Below are 21,945 nucleotides of genomic sequence, written 5' to 3'. Positions count from 1 at the left end.
GCGGCAAACCTCATGATCCCCGCTTCGACAACGCCGCCGATGACTGGAGGTTTTCCGGCTTCATCATCTTTCGCAAAAAAATCAGAGCGTGAAGCTGAACGCAGAGCTGAAGACCGCAGCGTTCCTGAATACCGTGCTGCCACCGGGCCGCTGGATATACTGGAAATCAGGCTGCACACTGATGCCGGGGATGACCTGGATCGTGTAGAAAAACTCATAGATGTTTTCATGCGACTGGACGCCATACGGCACCCCGAAATTCGCTCCCTGAAACGGCAGTCCCGCAGCCTGCGAGACTTCCTGCTGCCTGATCGCCGAACGGCTGAATTCAGCCCACTGGAAAGCGAAACCAACCATATCCTTCGGCCTGTTCCACCAGTGACCGGTATCCATGATCACCCCGACAAGATGATTTTTCATCGCCGAGGTCTGACCGGAAGCGTAGCTGTATTGTCCGCCGATGATAAAGCCGTTCATGGGACCGTCTCCATGACGCACCAGCATCTGATCGATCATGACCCACATGGAGGTCTGCCCGCTCTGACGTCGCGCAGGCTGCCCCGATGTCACCCAGGCATGGCCGTAGATATCCCTGTACAGGTCATTATATTTTGAATTATCGTACATCGCGCCGACCTTGTAATGGCCGATCAGGTGATTTTTCCCGAACTCCGGAATCCAGCCCAGTTCAACTTCCGTCGAAAGCTTTCCAAGTCCCGGCTGAGCCCACGCCCATCCTGAAATGCCGCCATTATAGGCATGCGGCGAAACAGCAAACAGACCGCCCATGATATAGAAATGCTTCGTCGGCATCAGACGCAGCACCGTGCCTATGTTGCCCGACGGCCAGTCACGTCCACCATTCAGATATTTTGTCGGCGTGACGTTGCCGCACATCCACACATTCATGAATGAGCAGCCCCACGGGGAGTTATTGAAGAACGTTCCCGTCGGGATCCAGCCCATCGCCAGATCAACCTTGTTGTGGTACATGGATTTTTCAAAATAGGCCCACACCAGATGCGCCACGACGTTACCACGTGCGCCGTAAATCTGCTGCACCTGATTGGCATTGTCACCAAACTCTGCGCTCAGGTTCCGACCGTGTCCGTTGACCGCAAGCATGTGCAGCCAGAAATTGTCCGACCAGTGACCGGCATTCAGTATCTTCTGCCAGTCAATATCCAGAGTGACGCCGACCTGTCCGGCATCCGTCACTGTCTGCTTCCTGCCGCCAATGGGATTGCCCGAAAGACTCTCGTACACGTTCACGGCAACGTAAACACCACGCTTCTGAAGCCACGGCTGCACACCCCCCAGTCACCGAAAAGGTGAGAGGTGCCATATGGCGGTCCAAATGAGGGAGGACCATAAGGAGACTGCAGAAAGCCCGGTATCGACTGATAGAGCGGGATGATCTCCTGTCCCTCGCCATACATGCCAGGATTCGAGACATCCGGAGAAGGATCATAAAATATGCTGTTTTTTTGCGGCAGATTCGTCTGATGCGTATAGGGGGACCGCGCCGACGCCTCATCGACAGAACCGGCAGCCAGAAAACACGCAAGCACACCCACGACAGCCTTGCGGAAATCGACACGGAGTCTCTGGCTTACTTTCGACGTAACGGTCTGCCGGGACATGATTTTTATTTTTCCTTGTTGCAACACAGCTGTTTGGTCATGAAACACGACAAAACATTTCCATACAGACACGTTTCCGCAGAACTGACTTAATCTGAATCCATAAAGCGCCTGTTTTTATCTGTGTAGAGGCCAGAGAAGAAGTGTTTCCACTGTGTCTTAAGTGTCACGCAGACACTGCTTTCCCGAACTCGCTCCGATACCATGAAAACCGACAGACCTCCGATGCAGGACATGCAGCAATCCATCAGGCCGCATAAAAACGGTTCCGCCCACACAGAATCAGGAAGATTTTTCCAGAAAAACTCATTCCGCAGCGAGTCTTTTATTTATACAATATTAGAACCCGCCATACTTATGCAGGCTTCCACAAGAAACTGACACTCCAACCACCAAGAACGCCTTCTTATCAACGACCTGACGATCCAAAAGTTCAATCAGTCGCAGGACCAGAAACCTCCTTGATAACACACGGAATTCCCGCCACGCACAGAACGACTTTTTCCGCCTGCGCGGCAACTGCCTGATGCAGCCAGCCCGCCTCGTCCCGGAAACGGCGGGCCAGCGCGTTCTCAGGCACAATGCCCAGACCGACTTCGTTACCAACCAGCACCGTCAGAGCCTTGCGGCGGGAAAGCGCGATCAGTAATCGCTGCTTCTCAATCGAAATATCCCTCTCCGCCATCAGAAGATTTGTCAGCCAGAGAGTCAGGCAGTCAACAAGAACCGGCACATCACCTGCCGCGACCAGCGCATCCACCAACTCCAACGGCTCTTCAACCGTGAGCCACCCCTCTCCACGATCAGCCTGATGACGCACGATGCGCTCCTGCATCTCATCATCCCAGGCCCGCCCCGTGGCGAGATAGATCCATGGCGCGGGAAACCGTTTCACCACACTCTCTGCGTAACGACTTTTGCCGGACCGAACGCCCCCCAGAACCAGTTCAATCATTGCCCTCGCCCTCCGAAAACGGCATGTGTCTATCCATGAGCACGCCTCCTTTTACAGCCCCCCTTTTTGCAGACATGGACAGCCTGCGCGCCCTGTGCCGTGCCCCCGCATCCAGCGATACGGTCGCCATAAACCAGATTGCCGAACGTGAGGCCACACTCACCAAGCCAGCCGGCAGTCTTGGACGACTGGAAGAGCTGACAGCATGGCTGGGCGCGTGGCAACGACGAAGCACACCCCGGCTTGAACGTGTCCAGACGATCATCTTCGCAGGCAATCATGGCGTCGCCGCGCAGGGTGTGTCGGCATGGCCATCGGATGTGACTGCCCTGATGGTACAGAACTTCCGTAATGGCGGCGCGGCCATCAACCAGCTCTCCCGGTATGCGGAGACAGCTCTGACCATAGAGACGCTGGAAGACCTTCGTCCGACAGAGGATTTCACGCAGACCGCCGCCATGAATGACGGGACGTTTCTCCGCATGCTGGAGCGCGGTTTCAATTCTGTCTCACCCGAAACCGATCTGCTCTGTCTGGGCGAGATGGGCATCGGCAACACAACCCCTGCCGCCGCGCTGTCAGCAGCACTCTTTGGAGGCGATGGAACAGAATGGGCCGGCCGGGGCGCAGGCAATGACGATGCCGCCATGACGCGCAAAATTTCCGCCATTGACCGGGCTCTGGCGCTTCATCGCGCTGCTTTCACCGATCCCCTGCAGATCGCCCGTCGATTGGGCGGCCATGAACTCGCCGCCATGATGGGCGCCACCATTGCCGCTCGGGTCCACGGCATTCCCGTGCTTCTGGACGGGTTCGTCTGCACGGCGGCGGTCGCCCCTCTGCACGTCCTGCATCCTGAAGGGTTGGCGCACTGCCGGATCGCGCATTGCTCCGCCGAGCCCGGCCACACACGGCTGGCAGGCCTGCTGGAACAAAAGCCACTTCTCGATCTGGGGCTTCGTCTGGGCGAGGCGTCCGGCTCCACCCTCGCTGTCCCACTGCTCCGTGCAGCGCTCGCCTGCCACACTGGCATGCACACCTTTGCCGAGGCCGGCATTGGCTGATCACCGGCGAACATCCATTTTGGGATGTCTCGCCGCAGATTTCCTTGCCGCCCTTGGCCTGTTCACCCGACTGCCGCTGCAATGGCTTGAAAAACATGCAGCAGGAGTCGATCTTCGTCGATCGGTCCGGGTCTGGCCGCTTACTGGCGGACTGATCGGCGCTCTGACAGCCTGCGCCATGTGGCTGGGCTATGCCGTGCACCTTCCGCCAGCCGTATCCGCTATCTGCGCCGTGATGATGCAACTGCTCGTCACGGGAGGCCTCCATGAGGACGGGCTTGCTGACAGTGCGGACGGCATGGTCGGCGGCAGAACGGTGGAGCGCCGTCTGGAGATCATGCGGGACAGTCGCATTGGCTCCTATGGAACACTGGCATTATGCAGTGTCGTAGCCCTCCGCTGCGCCTGCATTGCCTCTTTACCGGTATCCTGCCTGTTCCCCTCACTGATTCTGGCAGGAAGCCTCTCGCGGGCCGCCATACTGCTGGAACTGAAATGGGGAAAACCCGCACGACAGGATGGACTGGCCAGCGCCCTGTTTCCTCTTTCCTCACGCCCCTTTGCCGCAGCGCTCCTCACGACTCTCCTGCTCGCAGTCCTTCTGATTCCGGCCAATGAAATCATTACGTCTTTCGCAGCCGCACTTTTGACCACCACCCTGACGCATCGCTTCAGCATAAAAAAGATTGGTGGTTTTACAGGTGATATCCTTGGAGCAGAAGCCGTGCTTGCTGAACTTGCCGTGCTTGTCACACTGACGTCGTTCAATGGATAGACTTCATGGGAAACACTATAGATTCTTTAATATTCTTTAATATAAAAGATATCTTTACACATACACCCTCACAAAGAACACAACACCTTTACTACAATTTTACAAAAAACCTTTATGAAACAGGCGCTATCTTCCCCAGCGGTATTGCCGTGACTGAAAGATCAATCTCTTTTCGTGCAACAAGCGCCTCCAGAATGCGCAGGGGGCCTCCATGCGAGAGGATTGCACACGCCTCTCCCGTGCTTGCTTCGTTCCAGAAAGCCGTGACGCGAGCTATCAGTTCCTGGCCGCTTTCTCCCTGCGGAGGGGAAAATCCGGACAGATCAGCCGCCCATGCGTCAAGAGCAGCCCGAGGGATGCTGTCCCAAGCGCACAGTTCCCAGTCTCCGAAACTGATCTCTTTCAGCCGCTCATCCAGACGCAATTCGCAATGCGTTTGCGCCGCCGCCCATTGAGCCGGAAGGCGACAGCGCGCCAGAGGTGAGGCCACCAGCATTCTGATGCCGGTTTTCTGCATGTAATCCGCCAGTTGAGAAGCGAAAACCTCCCAGCCTGTAGCGAGCCCCACATCAGACTGGCCGTAACAGACCCCCGGCGTCACCTCGACCCGGGGATGTCGGACGAGGCACCGGATGGCCATGAAAACTGCTGCCCCGTCTCTCGATCAAATACGGGACAGGGGCATTTCGAAATGATGGTCGGGCTTATCACCCACCATCGACAGAATCCCAAAATTGTCCGAAATCAGCTTGAAAGAAACCGTTACGTTATCCTGGACCCCACTCCATTCATCATCGCTTTTCCGGGAGAGAGAGAAACTGGCCTGACCTGATTTCTGCAGGTTCTTCGGCAGTTTTACAATGATACGGCTTGCCGGTCCCATAGCTCTGTTGGCGACAATGGTTACAACAGTACCCATTGAGGACCAGTCGCCTGCGAAAAATGCCGATGAGTGTGGCGTGCTTGAAGAATGAGCCGGTTGAGGCGCCGCATACCCCGGAGCAGATGCCCCGAGAGTGGCGCTGGCGATAACGCCCGAACAGAGAACGACAAAACGTAAGCGCATGATGGTACATCCTTGTTTGCCCGGACATCACAAAAACAAACAGGTTTCTCCAGACATCCCGGCCTGACACAGTTCACGGCAAAAGATGTGCCTTACCGTCCGGTCTACGTCTACCCTGCCCGACGCAGACATCCTCCCGGCCAACGTACATCGACAGGCCACGTTGCCCTGAAACATATAGGTTGCGGGCTGCTGTATTTTTACAGCAGCCTGAAAACGGACAAACTCATTCTTTCAAGATTTCCTTTCTGTATCAGGAAAATCACGGAACGGGATGAAACTGTCCGGGCGTGCCCTGATCTGTTTCCACACGAGCCGCCACCCTGTCCACGCGGAGGCTGAACAGCTTCGGCAGGGACGCATCCGGATTTGGGCAGTTTCCGGAATGTTTTTCCATCACATCAATCATCGTTGCGGTTGGCGGACTGTTGCCATTCACAATGAACAGCAGACAGTCAGGCCGATCGCCCGTCATGCCGTTGTGCGTAACTTGCTGGCGCAGATGTCTGACCAGAGCCGTATCATCAAACCAGCTTGCAGGCTTGAAGGTGTACTGATCGACCAGACGATCCATGAACCCTGATTTGGCCAGAACAATCATGAGCAGACTGAGAGGCAGGACCAGTATCAGACGGCGCAGGATATGCTGCTTAAGGGACCGCCCCTTGAAAGGCCCACTCGTGAACCGACGCGGACCTTTTCCGGACTCTGGTGTAACAGGAGATGTCATTGAATGCTTTCTTTCCAGACAAAACCATCCCGCGCCAGCAGTTCATCTGACGAGGCTGGTCCCTGATCTCCGGCAGGGTAGGTTTCAAGCGGTCGGACGTTCTTCTCCCAGCCGCGAAGAATCGGCTCGATCCATCGCCAGGACGCCTCAACCTCGTCACGGCGGATAAACAGGACCTGATCACCACGCACGGCAGCCATCAACAGATCCTCGTAGGAGTCAGGATAGCGGGTGTTGAACGCCTTCACATAATCCACATCGAGCACGGCTTCTTTCAGCCGATACTGCTCCGAAGCAGGGTCCTTGCTGGCCAGCGACAGGGAAACACCCTCATTGGGCTGGATTCGCAACACGAGCTGACCGGGCTCCGGGTTGTCAGTGAAAATGGCCCATGGCTGCGGACGAAACTGAACGACAACCGTCGTTTCCTTGCGGGCCATGCGTTTACCGGTCCGGATATAGAACGGCACGCCGGCCCATCGGGCCGTGCGGATTTCCGCCCTGATGGCGAGGCAGGTTTCCGTCGTGCTCACCGGCGCGCCAAGATCTTCAAGATATCCCGGCACCTGCTCCCCATCGACGCGGCCTTCGCCATACTGGGCCCGCACCGTGTCAGTGGCGATATCATGGTCGGACATCGGCTTCAGGGCACGTAGGATCTTCAGCTTTTCGTCTCGCAGATCCATGGCCGAAAAAGCCGTGGGCGGCTCCATCGCAACAAGGCTCAGCACCTGAAGCAGATGATTCTGCACCATGTCACGCAGAGCGCCCGCGCTATCGTAATACGGTCCCCGCTTGCCGACACCAACCGTTTCAGCGGCTGTAATCTGCACATGAGCAATGGAATCAGCGTTCCACACGCGCTCCAGAATGGGATTTGCGAACCGGAGCGCCAGAATATTCTGCACGGTCTGCTTGCCGAGATAATGATCTATGCGGAAAATCTGCTCTTCCGTAAAATGCTGGCCAACGCCATCGTTGATCTCGGCCGCAGTCGCCTGATCCGTACCGATTGGCTTTTCCAGAACGATCCGGCTGCTTTCCGTAATCAGCTTGTTATGAGCAATCGCGTCCGCGGTCGGGACGTAGAGCTTCGGGGCCGTCGCTACATAAAAGACCCGTGGGCGCTCTTTTTCGGCGGAAAGCTGGTTTGCCAGTCCGGTCCAGTCGGCATCCCTGCCCGACATGTCGAGCGAGACATACTGCACGAGCCCAAGAAAATCCCGGCTTATGGCGTCATCATACGACGCAGACGCCACAAAATCCTTCAGAGCCGCCTGAGCCTTGCTCCGATACCCTTCAGCACTCAGCGGGGACCGGGCGACACCGATAATCTTCGCGCTCCCGTCGATCTGCCCGCGACGAAAACATTCATAGAAAGCAGGGAGAAGCTTGCGCATTGTCAGATCGCCGGTCGCGCCGACGATCACGAAATCAAAGGCGGCGGCGTCCGGAACAGACTGCTTTCCATCGGCCTGAATCTTGCTGGATGAGCCAGCAGCAGCCACCTGTTCAGCCATCGGGATCTCCATTACATTCTATCGTCCATGATGTGTGCCCACGCACTCAGAAGGACAACAAGCCAACTCCCCACAGGTTCATTCATGAAGAGTCTTCGGCCCCTGATTGACCAGCAAATCACGTCGAACGCAATCCGCCGGACGCTCTGACGATGAGCCGATGTGCTTGTCAAAGGCGCATTCCTCGCCGTCAGGCAGGATTTTCAGACACAAACGGAGGCTTACATCATTATTTTTTTCATTTTAAACAAATAGTTATATAAAAACACCCTCTACTCCACCTTAATTACGGACTACCGCCCCCTGCCGACTGACCATATAAGGGCCGCTATCTGCGGCTACCCAGTCGCTCCAGTTCACTGAAACTCTGAGGAAATCATGTCTGACGTCCCTTTTGATATTGATGATGAAGCCGCTGCCAGCAGGGCACGTCAGGCCGCTGCCCCGGAATCAAATGTAGGTGGTATTGCAGCTGACCGGCTGAGAAGCATCATCGAACGAGTCGAGCGTCTTGAAGAAGAGCGCAAAGCTCTGGCCGGTGACATTAAAGACATTTTCAGCGAGGCTAAGTCTGCCGGATTTGATGTAGCGACCATCAAGCAAATCCTGCGGCTGAGAAAAAAGGAGCCCTCCGAGATAGAAGAGCAGGAAACGCTGCTGGATATCTACAAAAGAGCTCTTGGAATGTAATATCTGTTTTGAAAATATCAAAACAGAAGGATTTATCTACAAAACATCCCATATATAAATTTTATGAATATGGGATGTTTTCGAATGTGTATTTAAAAATATACATTTCATTGGTCTGAAATTTATTTCCAAACCGATGAACATTTTCTCGCACGAGATTGAATCACGTCGCAGCGAAGGTCACAGCCCAGTCCCAAGTCGACATGAACCCGCAACCCTACTGTTTCATACCGTATTCGCAGCAATCGCTGCTCAGAAGATGGCCATTCTTACCGACAGTTTCGCAAGAATGAAAAATCTCAATGAGTAAATCCAAATCAGCGGATAGATACTCACTTATTAGAGCCCTTTTGGAAATTCATTATCTGACGTTGAACGCAGCCTCGCGGAGCACATCATGGCGCTTGAAAATGCCGGTTTTTCAACATTTTCCTGTTGATGCGGAGAACCGCTTCCATACTCAGTTCCAGACTCTAAACCATTTCCAAAAGGGTTCTTAGCCTGCACTACGCACAGCATCAAGAAGCACTTAGTCCCCAATACTATTGGAAATATCTGTCAAAGCTGGATCAACGCCAGCAGAGGCATGCAGCGCTTCTGTCTGTTCACGAACGAATATGGTCAGCGACAAACCATATGACGCCTGCCCAGAAAGGAACACAGAACACCGCTCCAACAGCCATGCCCTTAAAAGCCGATGCGCGTGGAGAAGGCTTTTTCAGCGGATCAGTTACCTGCACCAAAAATTCGGGAGAAGCATCCTGACGGCCTGCCAATTCCCATAACGTCAGCGGAAGCGCATTTTTGGACGGAACCATGCTTTCTGTTACCGTGTAAAAAGTGAATACACGTCTAAATAACGAAGCATTCCTTAATAAGGAGTTAAGCTCACGAGCGTCCATCACAAACGATAGTGGTAAGGATTTGTCCTGCATGAAACGAAATCAGTCTCAATGCTGCATTTCTTATGACAGCAGAGACGCCTCAATCGTTGCCAATGATTACCTGACAGATTGTCGCCATGTATAACAGAAACAGGGAAGCCGAAAGTCTCCGTCATTTACTCAGATGAGACATAAGAGATAGAATATTTCACGAGCATTGCCCGGAACCAGCAAAGCCCAAGCGTCACATAGCGAACCGATCAAACATTACAAATGACAGTGATGTTTAGGAAATACTGCCCCATCCAGCATGATGGGGCAATCATATCACATTTAGAGTTCAGAAAAATCGCTCATAGATTGTTATGACGTCTCCAGGAGCAAGGTAAGTCTCTTCCGAGATCCTACCTTTCATTGGACGGCCATCTGGTGTCCCTTCCGTCCGAACCACACTCGCCGGATTTTTGATGGCTCGATAGGTGTACCCTCCGGCAAGCGCCACAGCCGTTTCCATCGTCATACCGGGAAGATAGTTATACTGACCAGGCTTCTGTATCTCTCCCAAAACAAATACCGGCCTGTATTGAGTCACTTCAACAGAAACGCTTGGCTTATGCAACAAACCTTTCGTTGCCAACTGGCTACTCAAAGCTGTCGCAAAATCTGCCGGTGTCTGACCTGCCGCCATGACAGTCCCCAAAAGAGGGAAAGCAATCGTACCCCCATCACTCACAAAAAAGGAATTGCTTAATTGAGGGTCATTGTAGGTCAGAATCCGGATCTGATCTCCCGCACCAAGATGATAGGCGCCCGTCACTGGTGGAATAGGCTTCAATCCGTGTGTTGGAGAACAGGCAGCCAGAAGAAGACCAGATATGCCGACCACGACCAATCGCTGTATGAGACGTAACGACATTCTGTAATTGCACTCCACTGCAGAGGAAAAGAGGGTTGAAACAGGGTTTTCGTGTCGTTAGCGAGTAAACTCCACGCCAAATGTTATGGAATTATTCGTGAACGTACCATGAGAAAAACCATTATCAAGAACAGCCGATGCCCCGTGCTTTGTATAACTTGAAGTGTGACTGTAGTTCAAAGTAAATTTGACATCCCGTGTGAATTGCCAGTCCAGCGCAGTTCTGAAGATAATTTGATTTTGTTGTCGAGACCTCGCGCCCTCGGTAGAGGAGCGGGAATTCGTAAGCGCATATGTAGCGCTTCCATGGAAGAACACATCTCTTCTTAGTTCGCGGTCCCAACCAATCTGTGCAGTTGACATCACCTGATTGCGTGAAAAAGGGGAAGTCGGATCAAACAACCCTCTCCGGCCAGAAAACGTCAAGGTATTCAATTTGTCTGGCATCCATAATATCTGTGCTTCCGCTGTCGGTGTCGTAACCGGATTACCGCCCCCTCTTGTAAAACGGCGTGTTTCTCCTCCGGCCAGTAAACGATACTGGAGGACAGGATCAGCACGAAGATCAAGACCGATAAAACCACCTCCGCTCACATAATCATTGGGTAATTGTCCGGAGCGAGAATTAAACTGAGCCTCAGCTCCTTTCAAAGCCACCACGAATGCATTCCCTTTAGAAACTTCGAATCGGCCCTGAATGACCTGCATTTCAAGCTGATGACTCAGGGCGCTCATGTTGCGAGAGGCCGTTGGCAAAGTCGTCGGACTCTCCCCAAAAGAAAAATTGTCATATGATGCGGTTGGAATAAGAGCAAAACGTGCCCACGTTTTACGGTAGCTCATTCGCACATCGTCAGTAGTGTAAGGCACAGGGTAGCCAACCCCGAAGTTCCCCAGATCTGTCGCCGACAAATGCTTAAAAGAATGAGAATAACCCAGAGACAAGGTGTCGCGACGAAGATCGAGCGCGCCACCGGCAGATGCAGACCAGTCAGTATAATTGGCAGCACTGAGTGATGGATAAGCCTGATTTGTGACCGACATGGATGCTCCGATAGCATGCCGCGACCAGTTTGACTTCACCCCCAATCCAGCGGAAGTAATGAGAGAAGCACTCGATGTATGAGGTGCAGCTAGAATATTTGTTCTATAACCGATCTGCTGGGACAAGGTCGGCCTGAGGATATACGCACCGACCGGAATACCCGTGTATCGATGCTGCATCATCTCTCTCAGAGAAACATTTCCCGTTGAATCGCTCGAATAACCCGGCAATTCACTTGAGAAAGACTGTTGGGCAAGCTGCGCCCGTGCTTCCGGGACAAACAAGCCTCCCCAGAGCAGCACAATCAGAAAAATTATATTAAAAAAACAAGTGGTTATGCCGTTGATCTGATGCATATATCGGTATTCAGCAATCATATTCAGGAAACAGAACCCGACGAAGCGACTGGCATACCCAGAACTTCGGCATAAACACCCACATACTGTCGAGCGACATCTTTCCAGTCGTAGCTTTGGGCACCAGCAATAGCGGAAGCCCTTCCTGCCGCCATCGCTTCAGGATCAGTCTGTAGGGATTCAATTTTTGTAGCCAACCCCTGCATGTCCTCCCCTTCCAGTTGCAACCCGACCCCCGTCTTGTCGACCAGACGACTAAAGGGCGCGATCTCACTGAGAACAGGAATGAGTCCGGCTGACATGGCTTCCACCGCAGCCAGACCAAACCCTTCGTGATCTGAGAAACTCACGAACCAGCTTGCGACACCAAGAGCGTCCCGCAACGCTTCATCGGACGGCTCAACGAGAAACTGGACAGCATTCTCAACACCAGACCGCACCGCGAATTGTTCAAGGTCTGATACAGACTGCTCCGCCGGTCTTCCCGCGACAATCAGCTTCCATTCCGGGTTCTGTTTTTTCAATACCGCCAGAAGATCAAAAAGACGGTCAAGACGTTTATGTGGCGAGAACCGCCCGAAACTTATCAATGTACGAAGTGGTTTTTCTGAGGACGCATTGGAGAATTTCGACTGGTTGATACCATTTTCAATGGTAACCAGTCGGCCTTTTGCAACGTCAGCAAAAATATCCGCATCATTCTGGCTACAGGCGACAACTTTGTCATATGCCCTGACACTTGCCCGGGTCAGCGTTGCAAACCAGAGTTTCTTGAGTTTCGCATACGCCCCACTATGGAAAAAACCACCATGAGTGGACACAATCAGTGGCTTCCTGACCACGAATTTTGTCAGTGCGAAGAAATCAAAGAAAAAATCAATCGCATGCACATGAATGAGATCCGCTCCACCAACATGCGCGAGCACTGTCGGGGCCAGCGGGTAGCGTGTGGAGCCTCGCCAGGGCACGCGGGTTACCGGGATGCCCTGTATCGATTCACGAGGAGGCAGCCGTCCAGTGTCCCTGTTGAACACTGTATTCAGCGTTATGACCTGAGCATCGATGCCCATGGCTCTCTGTTCAAAGGCGAGGCTGAGAACGGAGTCTTCAAGCCCGCCGACTGACGGGCTGAACTGCCTTACAACATGCAGGATTTTCACGCCTGACGCCTATGCGCAATCAGTCGGGCTTCCTGTCGCGTCAACTGGGCGCCGCAGAGAAGATTGAAAGATGCGTTGTCCGTACCCGTCACGACAAAACCTGATAGTCTGGCACCATAAAGCCGCAATCTTTCAATGCAGGCAGCCGTTGTTTCCCGAGACGTGCGTCCCCAGCGGCAGACAAAAAGCGTCTGGTCCGCAACAGAAGCCATCGACAGACCGCCTGCCATGACACCCAGCGGAGGCGTGACGAGAATAATCTTGCGGTAAGAACGGGAAAGATCACGAAACAGATCCTGAAGTTGCGAAATCTCGGCCCGGTCAAAGACATAGCCTCGTGGCGTGCCTGCGGACATGACATCGCATCCCCGCTGCTGATCCCTGACAATGATATTCCGTGCCGCAACCTTCCCTTGCAGAACGTCTGAAAGCCCCAGAGAGCCCCCGGCCCGGTTGCGATCAAGGCCAACCCGACGGCTGAAATCCGTATCGATGACCAGAGCCGTTTCACCAGCTTCCTCGGCTGCCGCGGCGAGCCATGCAGCGAGCGTCATCTTTCCATCGCCGGGCAACGCCGACGCAATGGCTATGATCCTTGTGTCACCACTCCGTGTTCCGCCGCTGGCGATGGAAAGCTGTGCCCCCAGTTGCCTCAGCGCCTCGGCAGGCAGAGAGAATGGGTGTTCACGCAAAAGATCGACTGGCGATTTTTTCTTTCCTGCCTGAATCCAGGGGAAGACAGCCAGCAGCGGCATGCCGCCGAAGCCCCTGAACTCGTCAATATCCGTAAAACTTGGCGAAAAGAAAACGCGCAGCGCGACTGCACCGATGCCACCGACAACAGCGAGAACGATGACGCCCATCATCAGCTTCGTGCGATTGGGGAAAGTCGCCGTAGCCGGAACCGCCGCATGCGAAACAAACATCACGGGCGGCTGAAGAAGGGCGACGCGATCCGTCAGTTGTTTGGCCCGCTCAAGGAAGGACTCATATATGCTTCTTGCGCTTTGCGATTCCTGATCAAGGGTCCGATACTCCGCCTGCGCTCCACTCTGTTTGCCGGACTGCAAACGAAGACGATCAAGATCCGACGTCAACTGATCCACCTCTGCACGTGCGGACGCAAGTTCTCCATTGATCGAAAGCAGAGCCCGGCGGGTGGCTGCGACCAGATTCGCCCGGCTGCTGGCAATCTGTTTGTCAAACGCAATGACGTCAGGATGGTTGGGGCCAAAGGAAGCGCTTTTCTGGGCTCTCTCGCTTTCTTCCTGCATCAGGGCCGTCGCGGCCGCAATGACAAGAGGCTGTTCACCGAGCGTCAGAAGAGTCTGCGGATCACCGCTCTGCATGGCGGCCTTCAGGGTGGATGCCCGTGCCTGAGCAGCGGCGTAACGCGTCTGAGCCTGCCCCAGACTGACTGCCATGTCGGAAATCTGATGTTCGACAAGAGGCGATCCGCCTGTCGTGTTAACGAGCGCGTGCTGGACGTTGTAGGTGCTGGCGGCCCGCTCGGCTTCCAGCCAGCGTTGACGGAGCGCCGCCGTCCGGTCATCCAGCCATTCCGCCTCACGTTGCAGGTCGCTACGCTGCTGGTTCAGCGCCAGCTTCTGATAACTGCTGACAAATGCATTGGCCACGGCAGCCGCACGCTCCCCAGTATCCGCTTTCGCAGTCACAGTGAGGATACGGGATCGTGGGAGCGGCTCCACCGTCACGCTGGCCAGCAGGCCGTCAATCTGCCGATCCGCAACTCCGGCGCTGTTGCTCGCCACCTCCGTCCCGGCAACACATCCCAGCCTGACACCATGCTCACAGAGAAAGTGATGCCAATTATGCGATACCGGCGGAGGTGGAGGCGGAAGCTCCTTCAGCACCATCGCAGCCACATCTCTTGAGGCAATCAACGAGGACTGTGTGGCAAGCTCGTCATCTTCGATGGTCCGATTGGAGTCGGACTGCTGCACCATCGGGTCAACGACATGCGTTGTCACAACCACAGTCGCAGGCGCCATGAAAGATCGCTTCAGCGACAGAACCGCCAGCGTACCGAGAAAAAGAATCAGGAGGGCAACAGCACTGAACAGATAACGATGGCGCCACCCCATCGAGAAATAGCGCATCGTGAGTCCGTAGCCCCCTGTGACCACAGGAGGAGGTTCAGCCCTTGGCTGCTCGAAAGTACAGTCCAGTGGTCGATCAAGCATACCAGAAGGATCCTACATCCAACAGAAATTCTCTCGGCGTTCTTACGTCCGGGTGGATGACACCGTTTTTTTACCAAGCAGGGTGGATAACCTCCACCATAGTACATATACGCCAAAACAGGGCAGACCCAGCAGATATCGGCGCCACAGCCGCGTCGGCTCGCGACTCAATCTGACTAACCATTCAAGCCCCAGATTCGCAACCCATCTTGGCGGGCGTGAAACACGTCCGGCAGCATGATCAACGAGAGCACCAGCCGTGATCGCCACCATCGGCGGCAGCCTGTGCCAGTTGTCCCACAGCCATCGCTCCTGACGCGGCATCCCCATGTTGAGCAAAAGCACAGACGGCCTCGCCGCTACAATCTTTTCAATGACACTCTCAGCGTCCGGACTACCCGGCGTGGGATCAAAAAAACCATGATGAACGCCTGCCGTCCTGCATCCATATTTCGCGGCGAAGCTTGCAGCGGCTTTTTCAGCAACCTCCTGCTCTCCCCCCAGCCAGAAGATATGCGCCGCATCGCCGAGCGCGGACAGCAGAGCGCCAATCCACTCCGGCGGCGTGGTCCGGTACAGGTTCTTTCCCGTCAGAAACATTGACGCCAGTTGTACACCCGCACCATCGCAAAACGCGATTTCGGCTTCATCGAAAAAAGCGCGCATCCATGGCTGTTTTTGAGAAAGTGTTACGCAATGGGCGTTCGCGTTGATGACCCTCGCGGCCCCTTTTTGCCGGACAGTCTCCGACAGACAGGCGACAATATCCTCACGGGGGATATCCATCAGATTCAGCCCCATGACCTCCACGACAGGAAAATCATGTCCACAGAACCGCTTTGATCGCTGACTGAGCGCACTATCAGAACGCATGACGGCTGAAGACCTCCCGGACGATGGTCAGAATCATGATCCTGAAATCAAACACGAGCGACCAGCGACGGATATAGTCCAGATCGTAGGCCACTCTTTTTTTCAGATCATCAATGGTGACAAGCTCACCACGGGCGCCGTTGATCTGGGCCCAACCGGTGATGCCAGGTTTGACGTGATAACGCAGAACATACTCGGCCAGCGCATCATTCAGCAACAGCCCGCCAGCCCGTGTATGAGGCGCATGGGGCCGGGGACCGACCAGAGACATTTCTCCCTTCAGGACATTCAGCAACTGGGGGACTTCATCGATGCTCAGACGTCGCAACCATTTCCCGACACGTGTCACCCGGGGATCATCCCGGCTTGTCTGACGCTCGGCCATAAGGTCAGACATATGGGTATGCATGGAGCGGAACTTGTAGACCATAAACTCCTTGCCGTTTTTTCCGATCCGGGGCTGGCGAAAAAAGACAGGCCCTTTTGAATCGCACTTTATGGCAAGCGCCACGCCGAGGAGGAACGGCAGCAGAAAAAAAGAGACACAAAAAGCAAGAATGAAATCAACAATTGTTTTTTCAACAAGCTGAACATCGGAAAGTGGCCGTCTCTGGATCACAAAAACCGCATTCTCTCCCAAAAATTCACAGGGGAGAACACGATCAAAACCGGAAACAAGATTTGGAGTGACATAAATATCCGAAAGCACCGGCTTAAGCGCCACTGCGACAGCACGTACGCGCGCCTCTGCGTCTCCGGTTTCAGGAAAAGCAAGGATGATCGCATGCAGTGCTTCACGTCGACTTCTGTGGATCAGATCATCAAGCGTCCCATCCAGCTTTTGCCCGGATTCACAATACGCGGCGTCTTCAAACTGACCGAAGAGGGAATAGGCCTGACCTGCATCCGAACGAAGACGACACACCAGATCCGTCGCCACACCGCCCGTTCCCACTATCGCCACCCTGCGACGCAGTCTGGCGACAATGGCAGGCTGATGCAGACAGAATGTCAGCATGGACCGTTCGATAAAAACTGCGGCGCATACGCACAGCATCCACACCGCTGCCATTTTCAGTGAGGCGACACCATCCGAAACTAGAATGGCGGAGAGGCAGGCATGTGCAAAACATCCAGCGAGGACAGGCGTTATCAAATAACGAATCTGCGCTTTTCCGCGACGTATTTTTGGAAAAGCGAGAAGCTTTGACTTTTTTGGAAAGAGACAAAAAACTATAACAGCCACCAGATCGGCTGCATCTGTTTCCGTTCCTCCCGAATGGAGCATATGGCTCTTCTCGAACCAGTCCGCCGCCATTGTCCCGGCAGCCACCGAAACAACATCCAGACAACGGACAATCATAGCCAGAATACTATGGAGGTAGGGATAAGGCTCCCTCAATAGCTGGCGTATAGCTGGAACCTCCACCAACGGCTTGGCGCCATCAATGTCAGCAGCCACATAACCTGAGTCCACAATCAAGCGTCGGTTACTCATCAGCATCCACTCTCCCGACACATAGCGGACAGCTTGCAACACCAAAATCAGTCATCGTCACTGAACGGTTGAGGACGATATAACCCTGCTTCAAATATCTCAAGATGAAGCTGAATAATTACCCGTGACAAAACCGTTTATAACCATATCCTTACACCATGCGAACTGAACACTTCAAATCGCCGGTGTCTGTTTTATCCCAACGCTGCAAAAGCCACCGCCTCCGGAGACGCCAGAATATATCCGCTCAATCACTTATCCTGATATCCTATAATCCGTCTCTATCCACAGAGAATTCATAAAAGCAACCGGAATGCCATAATATCCGATCGTTTTCATATAACATCAATAACGTCCTCAGAGCCTGTTGGGAAATATGCTCTAGCGAGTGGGAGTGGCCTTGATAACGTGAGCGCCAAGGCACAGAAAATACGTGTCAGACCTCCGTCAGCACGTATTTCCGATACAGCCTCTCAGGCGTCAGCCCCCATCCGGGTCTGGTCCACAAATCTTTCAGTATCATCATCCAGAGTACGGGACTTTCTCCCACCCGGACCATGCACGTAGAGCTCCTTGACATCCATTTTATCAACCACGTCCGGCTGAACAGGCATCTCATAGCGCGGCCTGCGCATATGATCCGCCAATTGTAGCTTTGGATTGAAGACTGAATTGAATTTCCAGATCATTTTGACAAAGTTTGTCTGCCCCCGGCTCAGCAATCGCGCGGCGATACCCACCGTGTCCCGTAAAGCCGACCACCCCATATGCTTGGTGTTCAGCACCTGCTGGGTCTTCACCAGTTCCTCGTAGAACTCTGGCAGGGACAATGTGGTCGGCAGGACGGCATGCTGGATATCAAACAGGCGATAATCCCGCGTTGTGAGACGCCGCGCTTCCCTGTGCCAGATTTCCGTTCCCGGATAAGGCGTCGTCACAGAAATATTGACGATATCCGGAATCTCCAGACACCACTGGCGGATCGTCTCAAACCGTTCTTTCGTCCATGACGGGTCCGCAATAAGGTTGATCGCCACCATCAGCCCCAGTGAACGGGCATATTCCAGCGCCTCAAAATTCCGGTCGACAGAAACACGCTTGCGGAACCGCTTCAGCCCTTCCTCATCGACCGCTTCAAGGCCGATAAAAATATAGCTGAGGCCTATCTCACTCCATTCCCTGAAAACCTCCTTGTTGCGAAGCAGGACATCCGCACGGGTTTCAAGATAATACTCTTTTTTGATCCCTCGTTTGCGAATCTCCGCCGCAATCGCCAGACCGTGCTCGGCATGAACGAACGCGACGTCATCAACGATGAAGACGCCCGGCTCCTTCAAAGCCTCCAGTTCGTCAGCGATAATTTTCGGATCGGCCGTACGGTAGGAACGACCGTAAAAGGTCCAGGCGCTACAGAACGTGCAGTCCCATGGACAGCCTCGCGCGAATTCAATGGAAGCCGCCGGATCGAGCGTGCCGATGAAATACCTGTTCCGGTGACGCAGAAGATCACGGGCGGGCCTTACCTCATCAAGGCTTTTGACAAAGCTCGGAGGCGGTCCCTCGAATGCGGTCGTCACCACACCGGGAACCTGAGAAATATCACCCTTCAGCCAGCCATCGAGCAGCGGACCAATGCCGGGCTCCCCTTCACCGCGCAGGATGCAGTCAATCGCGCCTTCCGACAGGCCCAGAACATCCTGCGGAATAAAAGAAACGGAGTGACCGCCGACAATCGTGAAACAGTCCGGAAAATGGTCCTTCGTCTCTTTACAGAGATCGACGATTTCGGGAATGTTCGCCAGATAATTTCCACAGAAACAGACGGCGTCCGGCCTGAACTCCTCGATCAGTTTCCAGTAATCACGATGGGTTTCGACCTGCAGATCAATAATTCTGACATCATGGCCGGCATTTCTTGCCGCGCCGGCAATCAGTTCAAGCCCAAGAGGCTCCAGTCTCAGAAACACTCGTGTGTACATCAGGGCGCTTGGATGTACCGCCAAAAGTTTCATTATGCTGCCTCCGGACTTTCATTTCAGTATCCTCACGGCGCATTCTCGACCTGTCAGGAGATATTGTCACACATTTTCAGGAAATATCTCCTATTCATGAAGAGGTCATCTGGGCTTGTTCTGACCGGCATCCGGTTTGCCGTAGGTGACTTCCGTATCCGGTGTCGCGTTGGACGTGCCGGGTTTCGGCAGGGCCGTTCCGGCATAGGGCGCAGGCTCATAGCCCTCCCTTACGCCACCACCCGCAGGAGGCGTCTGATAGTTCGCCTCCCGCTCATGACGCTCTTCCGCTTCCGCTGCTTCAGGAATATTGCGGCCGGGACGCTCTGGGGGAACGTCGATATTATCGCCCGCCCGTGGATCGGTTCCCGACATTCCGCAGGACGCCAGAAAGGCGACAGGCGTGAAGACCATCACCCACCGCGACAAACATATTATGGTCGGGCGGCACATCTTACTCTCTGAGCCGAAACCGTCCGGATCAAAGCTTGCGGGCTTCTTCCGGCAGCATGACCGGAATTCCGTCGCGAACGGGGAAGGCCAAACCGGCCCGCTCACTGATCAGTTCCGAGGCCTCACGATCATAGACCAGCGGTCCCTTCGTCACCGGGCACACGAGAAGAGACAGAAGCCGCTGATCCAGAGGGGGTGAAATCTCGGTGGTCGTCATGACTGTCTCCAAAAAAACAAACAGAAAATCTATACAGGCCGGGCGCTGCCGTTCTGCGATCCGGAAAGATCGAGAAGAGACTGCAACACCCTCGCCCGCTCGGTCAGCGTATCCGCCTCAAGCAATGCCTGTTTTTCCGGAGAAGGGAAAGGACAGATCATCGGGAGCGCCACCAGAAGGGCGTCATCCGCCATCTGGTCGATCACCTCCCACCGCACGCCCATACCACGGGACTCGAAATAACCCTTGAGCGATTCCAGCAGCATCTTCCGGTCAAAGGGCGCGGAAGGAATCTCGTTCAGATCACCCGCATAGGCGGAAACATCGATACGGGCGCGGCGATAGCCACGCGCGCCTTCACTCTCACGCAGATATCGAAAGCGACTGACACCGGTCAGGGTAATGGCATATGTGTTATCCAGCCGCTCCACGAAGGAGGTGATGCGACCGATGCATCCCACTTCGAACAAATGCGGCTCGGCAGCGAAATCCTCATCATCATCAATCTCGCTGAACGGCTGGATGATGCCGATCAGCCTTTGATCGGCCAGCGCGTCTTCAATCAGCCCGATATAACGCGGCTCAAAGACATTCAGCGGCAGCTTTCCCCGTGGCAGCAACAATGTGCCGAACAGCGGGAAAAGCCCTATTTCCGCAGGGAGGTCCGCAAGGGTGATGTCACCAAGTCGGGGAACTCTCCGCGGCGTGTTGTCATCGAAAAAGTGGGAAGCAGTAGCCAGACCCGTTCCTCCTCAGGAGAACAGCATGGAAGACAGACGGCGACGGGCCGACAGTGTCGCCGGGTCCGTATGCCCCCATGCCTCAAAAAACTTGAACAGCAACTGCTTGGCGGCGCCGTCTTTCCACTCACGGTCCGCCTTGATGATCGCCAGCAGTTCGGCAGCGGCCTCTTCGCGATGACCCGCGACATTCAGCGCACTGGCAAGATCCATGCGCGCTTCAAAATCATCAGGATTGGCCTCAATGCGCCTGCGAAGCTCATCCGCTTCTCCAGCCACCTTCCGGCCTTCACGCTTCAGTTCCAACTCCGCACGGGCGCCCTCGACCTCCGGATGCGTCGTGATGGAAGCCGGAACGTCATCCAGCGCGGCAGAAGCCGCTTCCTCATCATCCAGCGCCAGCATGGCGCGGATCAGACCGCCCCACGCCGCCGGATTCTCGGCCTCGTCTTCCAGCACAGCGGAATAAAGCTCGGCGGCATGCGCAGGCTGCCCTGCTTCCATCGCCGCGGCAGCTTCCACCAGCAGATCGGCGCTCGGCAGCGTGCCGCCACCAGCCGCCTTCAGCACGGTTTCGACAAACTGCTTGACCTGACTTTCCGGAAGCGCGCCCTGAAACAGGTCCAGAATCTGGCCCTTCCAGAAAGCCGCCACCATCGGGATGGACTGAAGCGGCAGTCCCGCACGGGTCAACTGCGCGGTGAGACTACGGTTGGCCTCGATATCGACCTTGACGAGTCTGACCCGCCCCTTGGCCGCCGTGACCACACGTTCGATAACAGGCGTGAGCTGCTTGCAGGGGCCGCACCAGTCCGCCCAGAAATCGACCAGAACCGGCACATTGCGGCTGGCCTCCAGCACGATCTGCATGAAGTTGGCTTCTGTGCCATCCATGATGATGTCGCCGCCAGCCTGTGGCCCATGCACCATTCCCGGAGCCACTGGAGCTTCCCCATGCAGACCGGCTCCGCTACCGGCGGGAGGCGCTGAACGGTTCTGGCCGATTATATAATCCATCGTCTGCAATCCTGCCTTCCTGCAACCGCCACACGTCTGCCTGCGCCAGACCCGGCTTCAGCCATGGCAACAGGTTTAGCGCAGGGACGCGAAAACAGAAACCCGCCTTCAGGATGAGCTTCCTCCC

22 protein-coding genes are annotated in these 21,945 nt (G+C 54.7%); 3 read left to right on the top strand and 19 right to left on the bottom strand.

Features of this window, described 5'->3' with window-relative positions:
* Window positions 1–81: 81 nt before the first annotated feature.
* From LKE90_RS00785 to cobU, 3 genes are all read right to left on the bottom strand, one after another.
* The gene (locus LKE90_RS00785; RefSeq protein ID WP_291492637.1) at window positions 82–1,311 is read right to left on the bottom strand and encodes a carbohydrate porin; all 1,230 of its coding nucleotides are present in this window, start codon (window positions 1,309–1,311) and stop codon (window positions 82–84) included.
* Entirely contained in the window at window positions 1,269–1,643 is a 375-nt protein-coding gene (locus tag LKE90_RS00780) for a hypothetical protein (protein WP_291492635.1), read from the bottom strand. The genes LKE90_RS00785 and LKE90_RS00780 overlap by 43 nt, the downstream gene beginning before the upstream one ends.
* 433 nt (window positions 1,644–2,076) lie before the next feature.
* Window positions 2,077–2,598, bottom strand: a complete 522-nt coding sequence (cobU, locus tag LKE90_RS00775) for a bifunctional adenosylcobinamide kinase/adenosylcobinamide-phosphate guanylyltransferase (protein WP_291492633.1) — start codon at window positions 2,596–2,598, stop codon at window positions 2,077–2,079.
* Window positions 2,599–2,633: 35 nt separating this feature from the next.
* On the opposite strand from cobU, the gene cobT reads away from it, so the two are divergent.
* A complete protein-coding gene (gene cobT, locus LKE90_RS00770; protein WP_291492632.1) occupies window positions 2,634–3,662 on the top strand; it encodes a nicotinate-nucleotide--dimethylbenzimidazole phosphoribosyltransferase in 1,029 nt (342 codons plus the stop codon).
* Window positions 3,663–3,681: 19 nt separating this feature from the next.
* Entirely contained in the window at window positions 3,682–4,437 is a 756-nt protein-coding gene (gene cobS / locus LKE90_RS00765; protein ID WP_291492630.1) for an adenosylcobinamide-GDP ribazoletransferase, read from the top strand.
* Between the two features lie 112 nt (window positions 4,438–4,549).
* On the opposite strand, the gene LKE90_RS00760 is transcribed toward cobS, so the two are convergent.
* The 4 genes from LKE90_RS00760 to zwf all read right to left on the bottom strand — a co-directional run bounded on the left by LKE90_RS00760 (window position 4,550) and on the right by zwf (window position 7,753).
* Entirely contained in the window at window positions 4,550–5,077 is a 528-nt protein-coding gene (locus LKE90_RS00760) for a histidine phosphatase family protein (protein WP_291492628.1), read from the bottom strand.
* Between the two features lie 24 nt (window positions 5,078–5,101).
* The gene (locus LKE90_RS00755) at window positions 5,102–5,503 is read right to left on the bottom strand and encodes a hypothetical protein (protein WP_291492626.1); all 402 of its coding nucleotides are present in this window, start codon (window positions 5,501–5,503) and stop codon (window positions 5,102–5,104) included.
* Between the two features lie 262 nt (window positions 5,504–5,765).
* Window positions 5,766–6,233, bottom strand: a complete 468-nt coding sequence (locus tag LKE90_RS00750; RefSeq protein WP_291492624.1) for a hypothetical protein — start codon at window positions 6,231–6,233, stop codon at window positions 5,766–5,768.
* The gene (gene zwf, locus LKE90_RS00745) at window positions 6,230–7,753 is read right to left on the bottom strand and encodes a glucose-6-phosphate dehydrogenase (RefSeq protein ID WP_291492623.1); all 1,524 of its coding nucleotides are present in this window, start codon (window positions 7,751–7,753) and stop codon (window positions 6,230–6,232) included. Before zwf ends, LKE90_RS00750 begins: the two co-directional genes overlap by 4 nt.
* A gap of 378 nt (window positions 7,754–8,131) precedes the next feature.
* Here zwf and LKE90_RS00740 point away from each other — a divergent pair, with 378 nt between their 5' ends.
* On the top strand, window positions 8,132–8,443 hold the full coding sequence (locus LKE90_RS00740; RefSeq protein WP_291492621.1) for a DUF2312 domain-containing protein: 312 nt from the start codon (window positions 8,132–8,134) through the stop codon (window positions 8,441–8,443).
* Window positions 8,444–9,048: 605 nt separating this feature from the next.
* On the opposite strand, the gene LKE90_RS00735 is transcribed toward LKE90_RS00740, so the two are convergent.
* From LKE90_RS00735 to LKE90_RS00680, 12 genes are all read right to left on the bottom strand, one after another.
* Entirely contained in the window at window positions 9,049–9,378 is a 330-nt protein-coding gene (locus tag LKE90_RS00735) for a hypothetical protein (RefSeq protein ID WP_291492619.1), read from the bottom strand.
* 289 nt (window positions 9,379–9,667) lie between these two features.
* Window positions 9,668–10,243 (bottom strand): polysaccharide biosynthesis/export family protein, encoded by a 576-nt coding sequence (locus LKE90_RS00730; RefSeq protein ID WP_291492618.1) that lies wholly within the window; start codon window positions 10,241–10,243, stop codon window positions 9,668–9,670.
* A gap of 57 nt (window positions 10,244–10,300) precedes the next feature.
* On the bottom strand, window positions 10,301–11,665 hold the full coding sequence (locus tag LKE90_RS00725; protein ID WP_291492616.1) for an outer membrane beta-barrel protein: 1,365 nt from the start codon (window positions 11,663–11,665) through the stop codon (window positions 10,301–10,303).
* Window positions 11,666–11,667: 2 nt separating this feature from the next.
* Complete coding sequence (locus LKE90_RS00720; RefSeq protein WP_291492615.1) at window positions 11,668–12,804, bottom strand: glycosyltransferase family 4 protein; 1,137 nt, start codon at window positions 12,802–12,804, stop codon at window positions 11,668–11,670.
* The gene (locus LKE90_RS00715) at window positions 12,801–15,008 is read right to left on the bottom strand and encodes a GumC family protein (protein ID WP_291492614.1); all 2,208 of its coding nucleotides are present in this window, start codon (window positions 15,006–15,008) and stop codon (window positions 12,801–12,803) included. The genes LKE90_RS00720 and LKE90_RS00715 overlap by 4 nt, the downstream gene beginning before the upstream one ends.
* Window positions 15,009–15,050: 42 nt before the next feature.
* The gene (locus tag LKE90_RS00710; RefSeq protein WP_291492612.1) at window positions 15,051–15,881 is read right to left on the bottom strand and encodes a WecB/TagA/CpsF family glycosyltransferase; all 831 of its coding nucleotides are present in this window, start codon (window positions 15,879–15,881) and stop codon (window positions 15,051–15,053) included.
* Window positions 15,871–17,379 (bottom strand): exopolysaccharide biosynthesis polyprenyl glycosylphosphotransferase, encoded by a 1,509-nt coding sequence (locus LKE90_RS00705; protein WP_291492611.1) that lies wholly within the window; start codon window positions 17,377–17,379, stop codon window positions 15,871–15,873. Before LKE90_RS00705 ends, LKE90_RS00710 begins: the two co-directional genes overlap by 11 nt.
* Before the next feature lie 473 nt (window positions 17,380–17,852).
* A complete protein-coding gene (gene hpnR, locus LKE90_RS00700; protein WP_291492610.1) occupies window positions 17,853–19,391 on the bottom strand; it encodes a hopanoid C-3 methylase HpnR in 1,539 nt (512 codons plus the stop codon).
* A gap of 105 nt (window positions 19,392–19,496) precedes the next feature.
* Entirely contained in the window at window positions 19,497–19,805 is a 309-nt protein-coding gene (locus LKE90_RS00695; RefSeq protein ID WP_291492609.1) for a hypothetical protein, read from the bottom strand.
* Window positions 19,806–19,872: 67 nt separating this feature from the next.
* Window positions 19,873–20,061, bottom strand: a complete 189-nt coding sequence (locus LKE90_RS00690; RefSeq protein ID WP_291492607.1) for a Trm112 family protein — start codon at window positions 20,059–20,061, stop codon at window positions 19,873–19,875.
* A gap of 29 nt (window positions 20,062–20,090) precedes the next feature.
* Window positions 20,091–20,801 (bottom strand): LON peptidase substrate-binding domain-containing protein, encoded by a 711-nt coding sequence (locus LKE90_RS00685; protein WP_291492751.1) that lies wholly within the window; start codon window positions 20,799–20,801, stop codon window positions 20,091–20,093.
* 12 nt (window positions 20,802–20,813) lie between these two features.
* The gene (locus tag LKE90_RS00680) at window positions 20,814–21,818 is read right to left on the bottom strand and encodes a tetratricopeptide repeat protein (RefSeq protein ID WP_407066075.1); all 1,005 of its coding nucleotides are present in this window, start codon (window positions 21,816–21,818) and stop codon (window positions 20,814–20,816) included.
* Window positions 21,819–21,945: the final 127 nt, after the last annotated feature.

Origin of the sequence: Acetobacter sp. (assembly GCF_022483985.1) — a bacterium.
Taxonomy (GTDB): domain Bacteria; phylum Pseudomonadota; class Alphaproteobacteria; order Acetobacterales; family Acetobacteraceae; genus Acetobacter.
The sequence above is the reverse complement of the archived record's forward strand: the minus strand, read 5'-3'. Positions and strand labels throughout refer to the sequence as shown.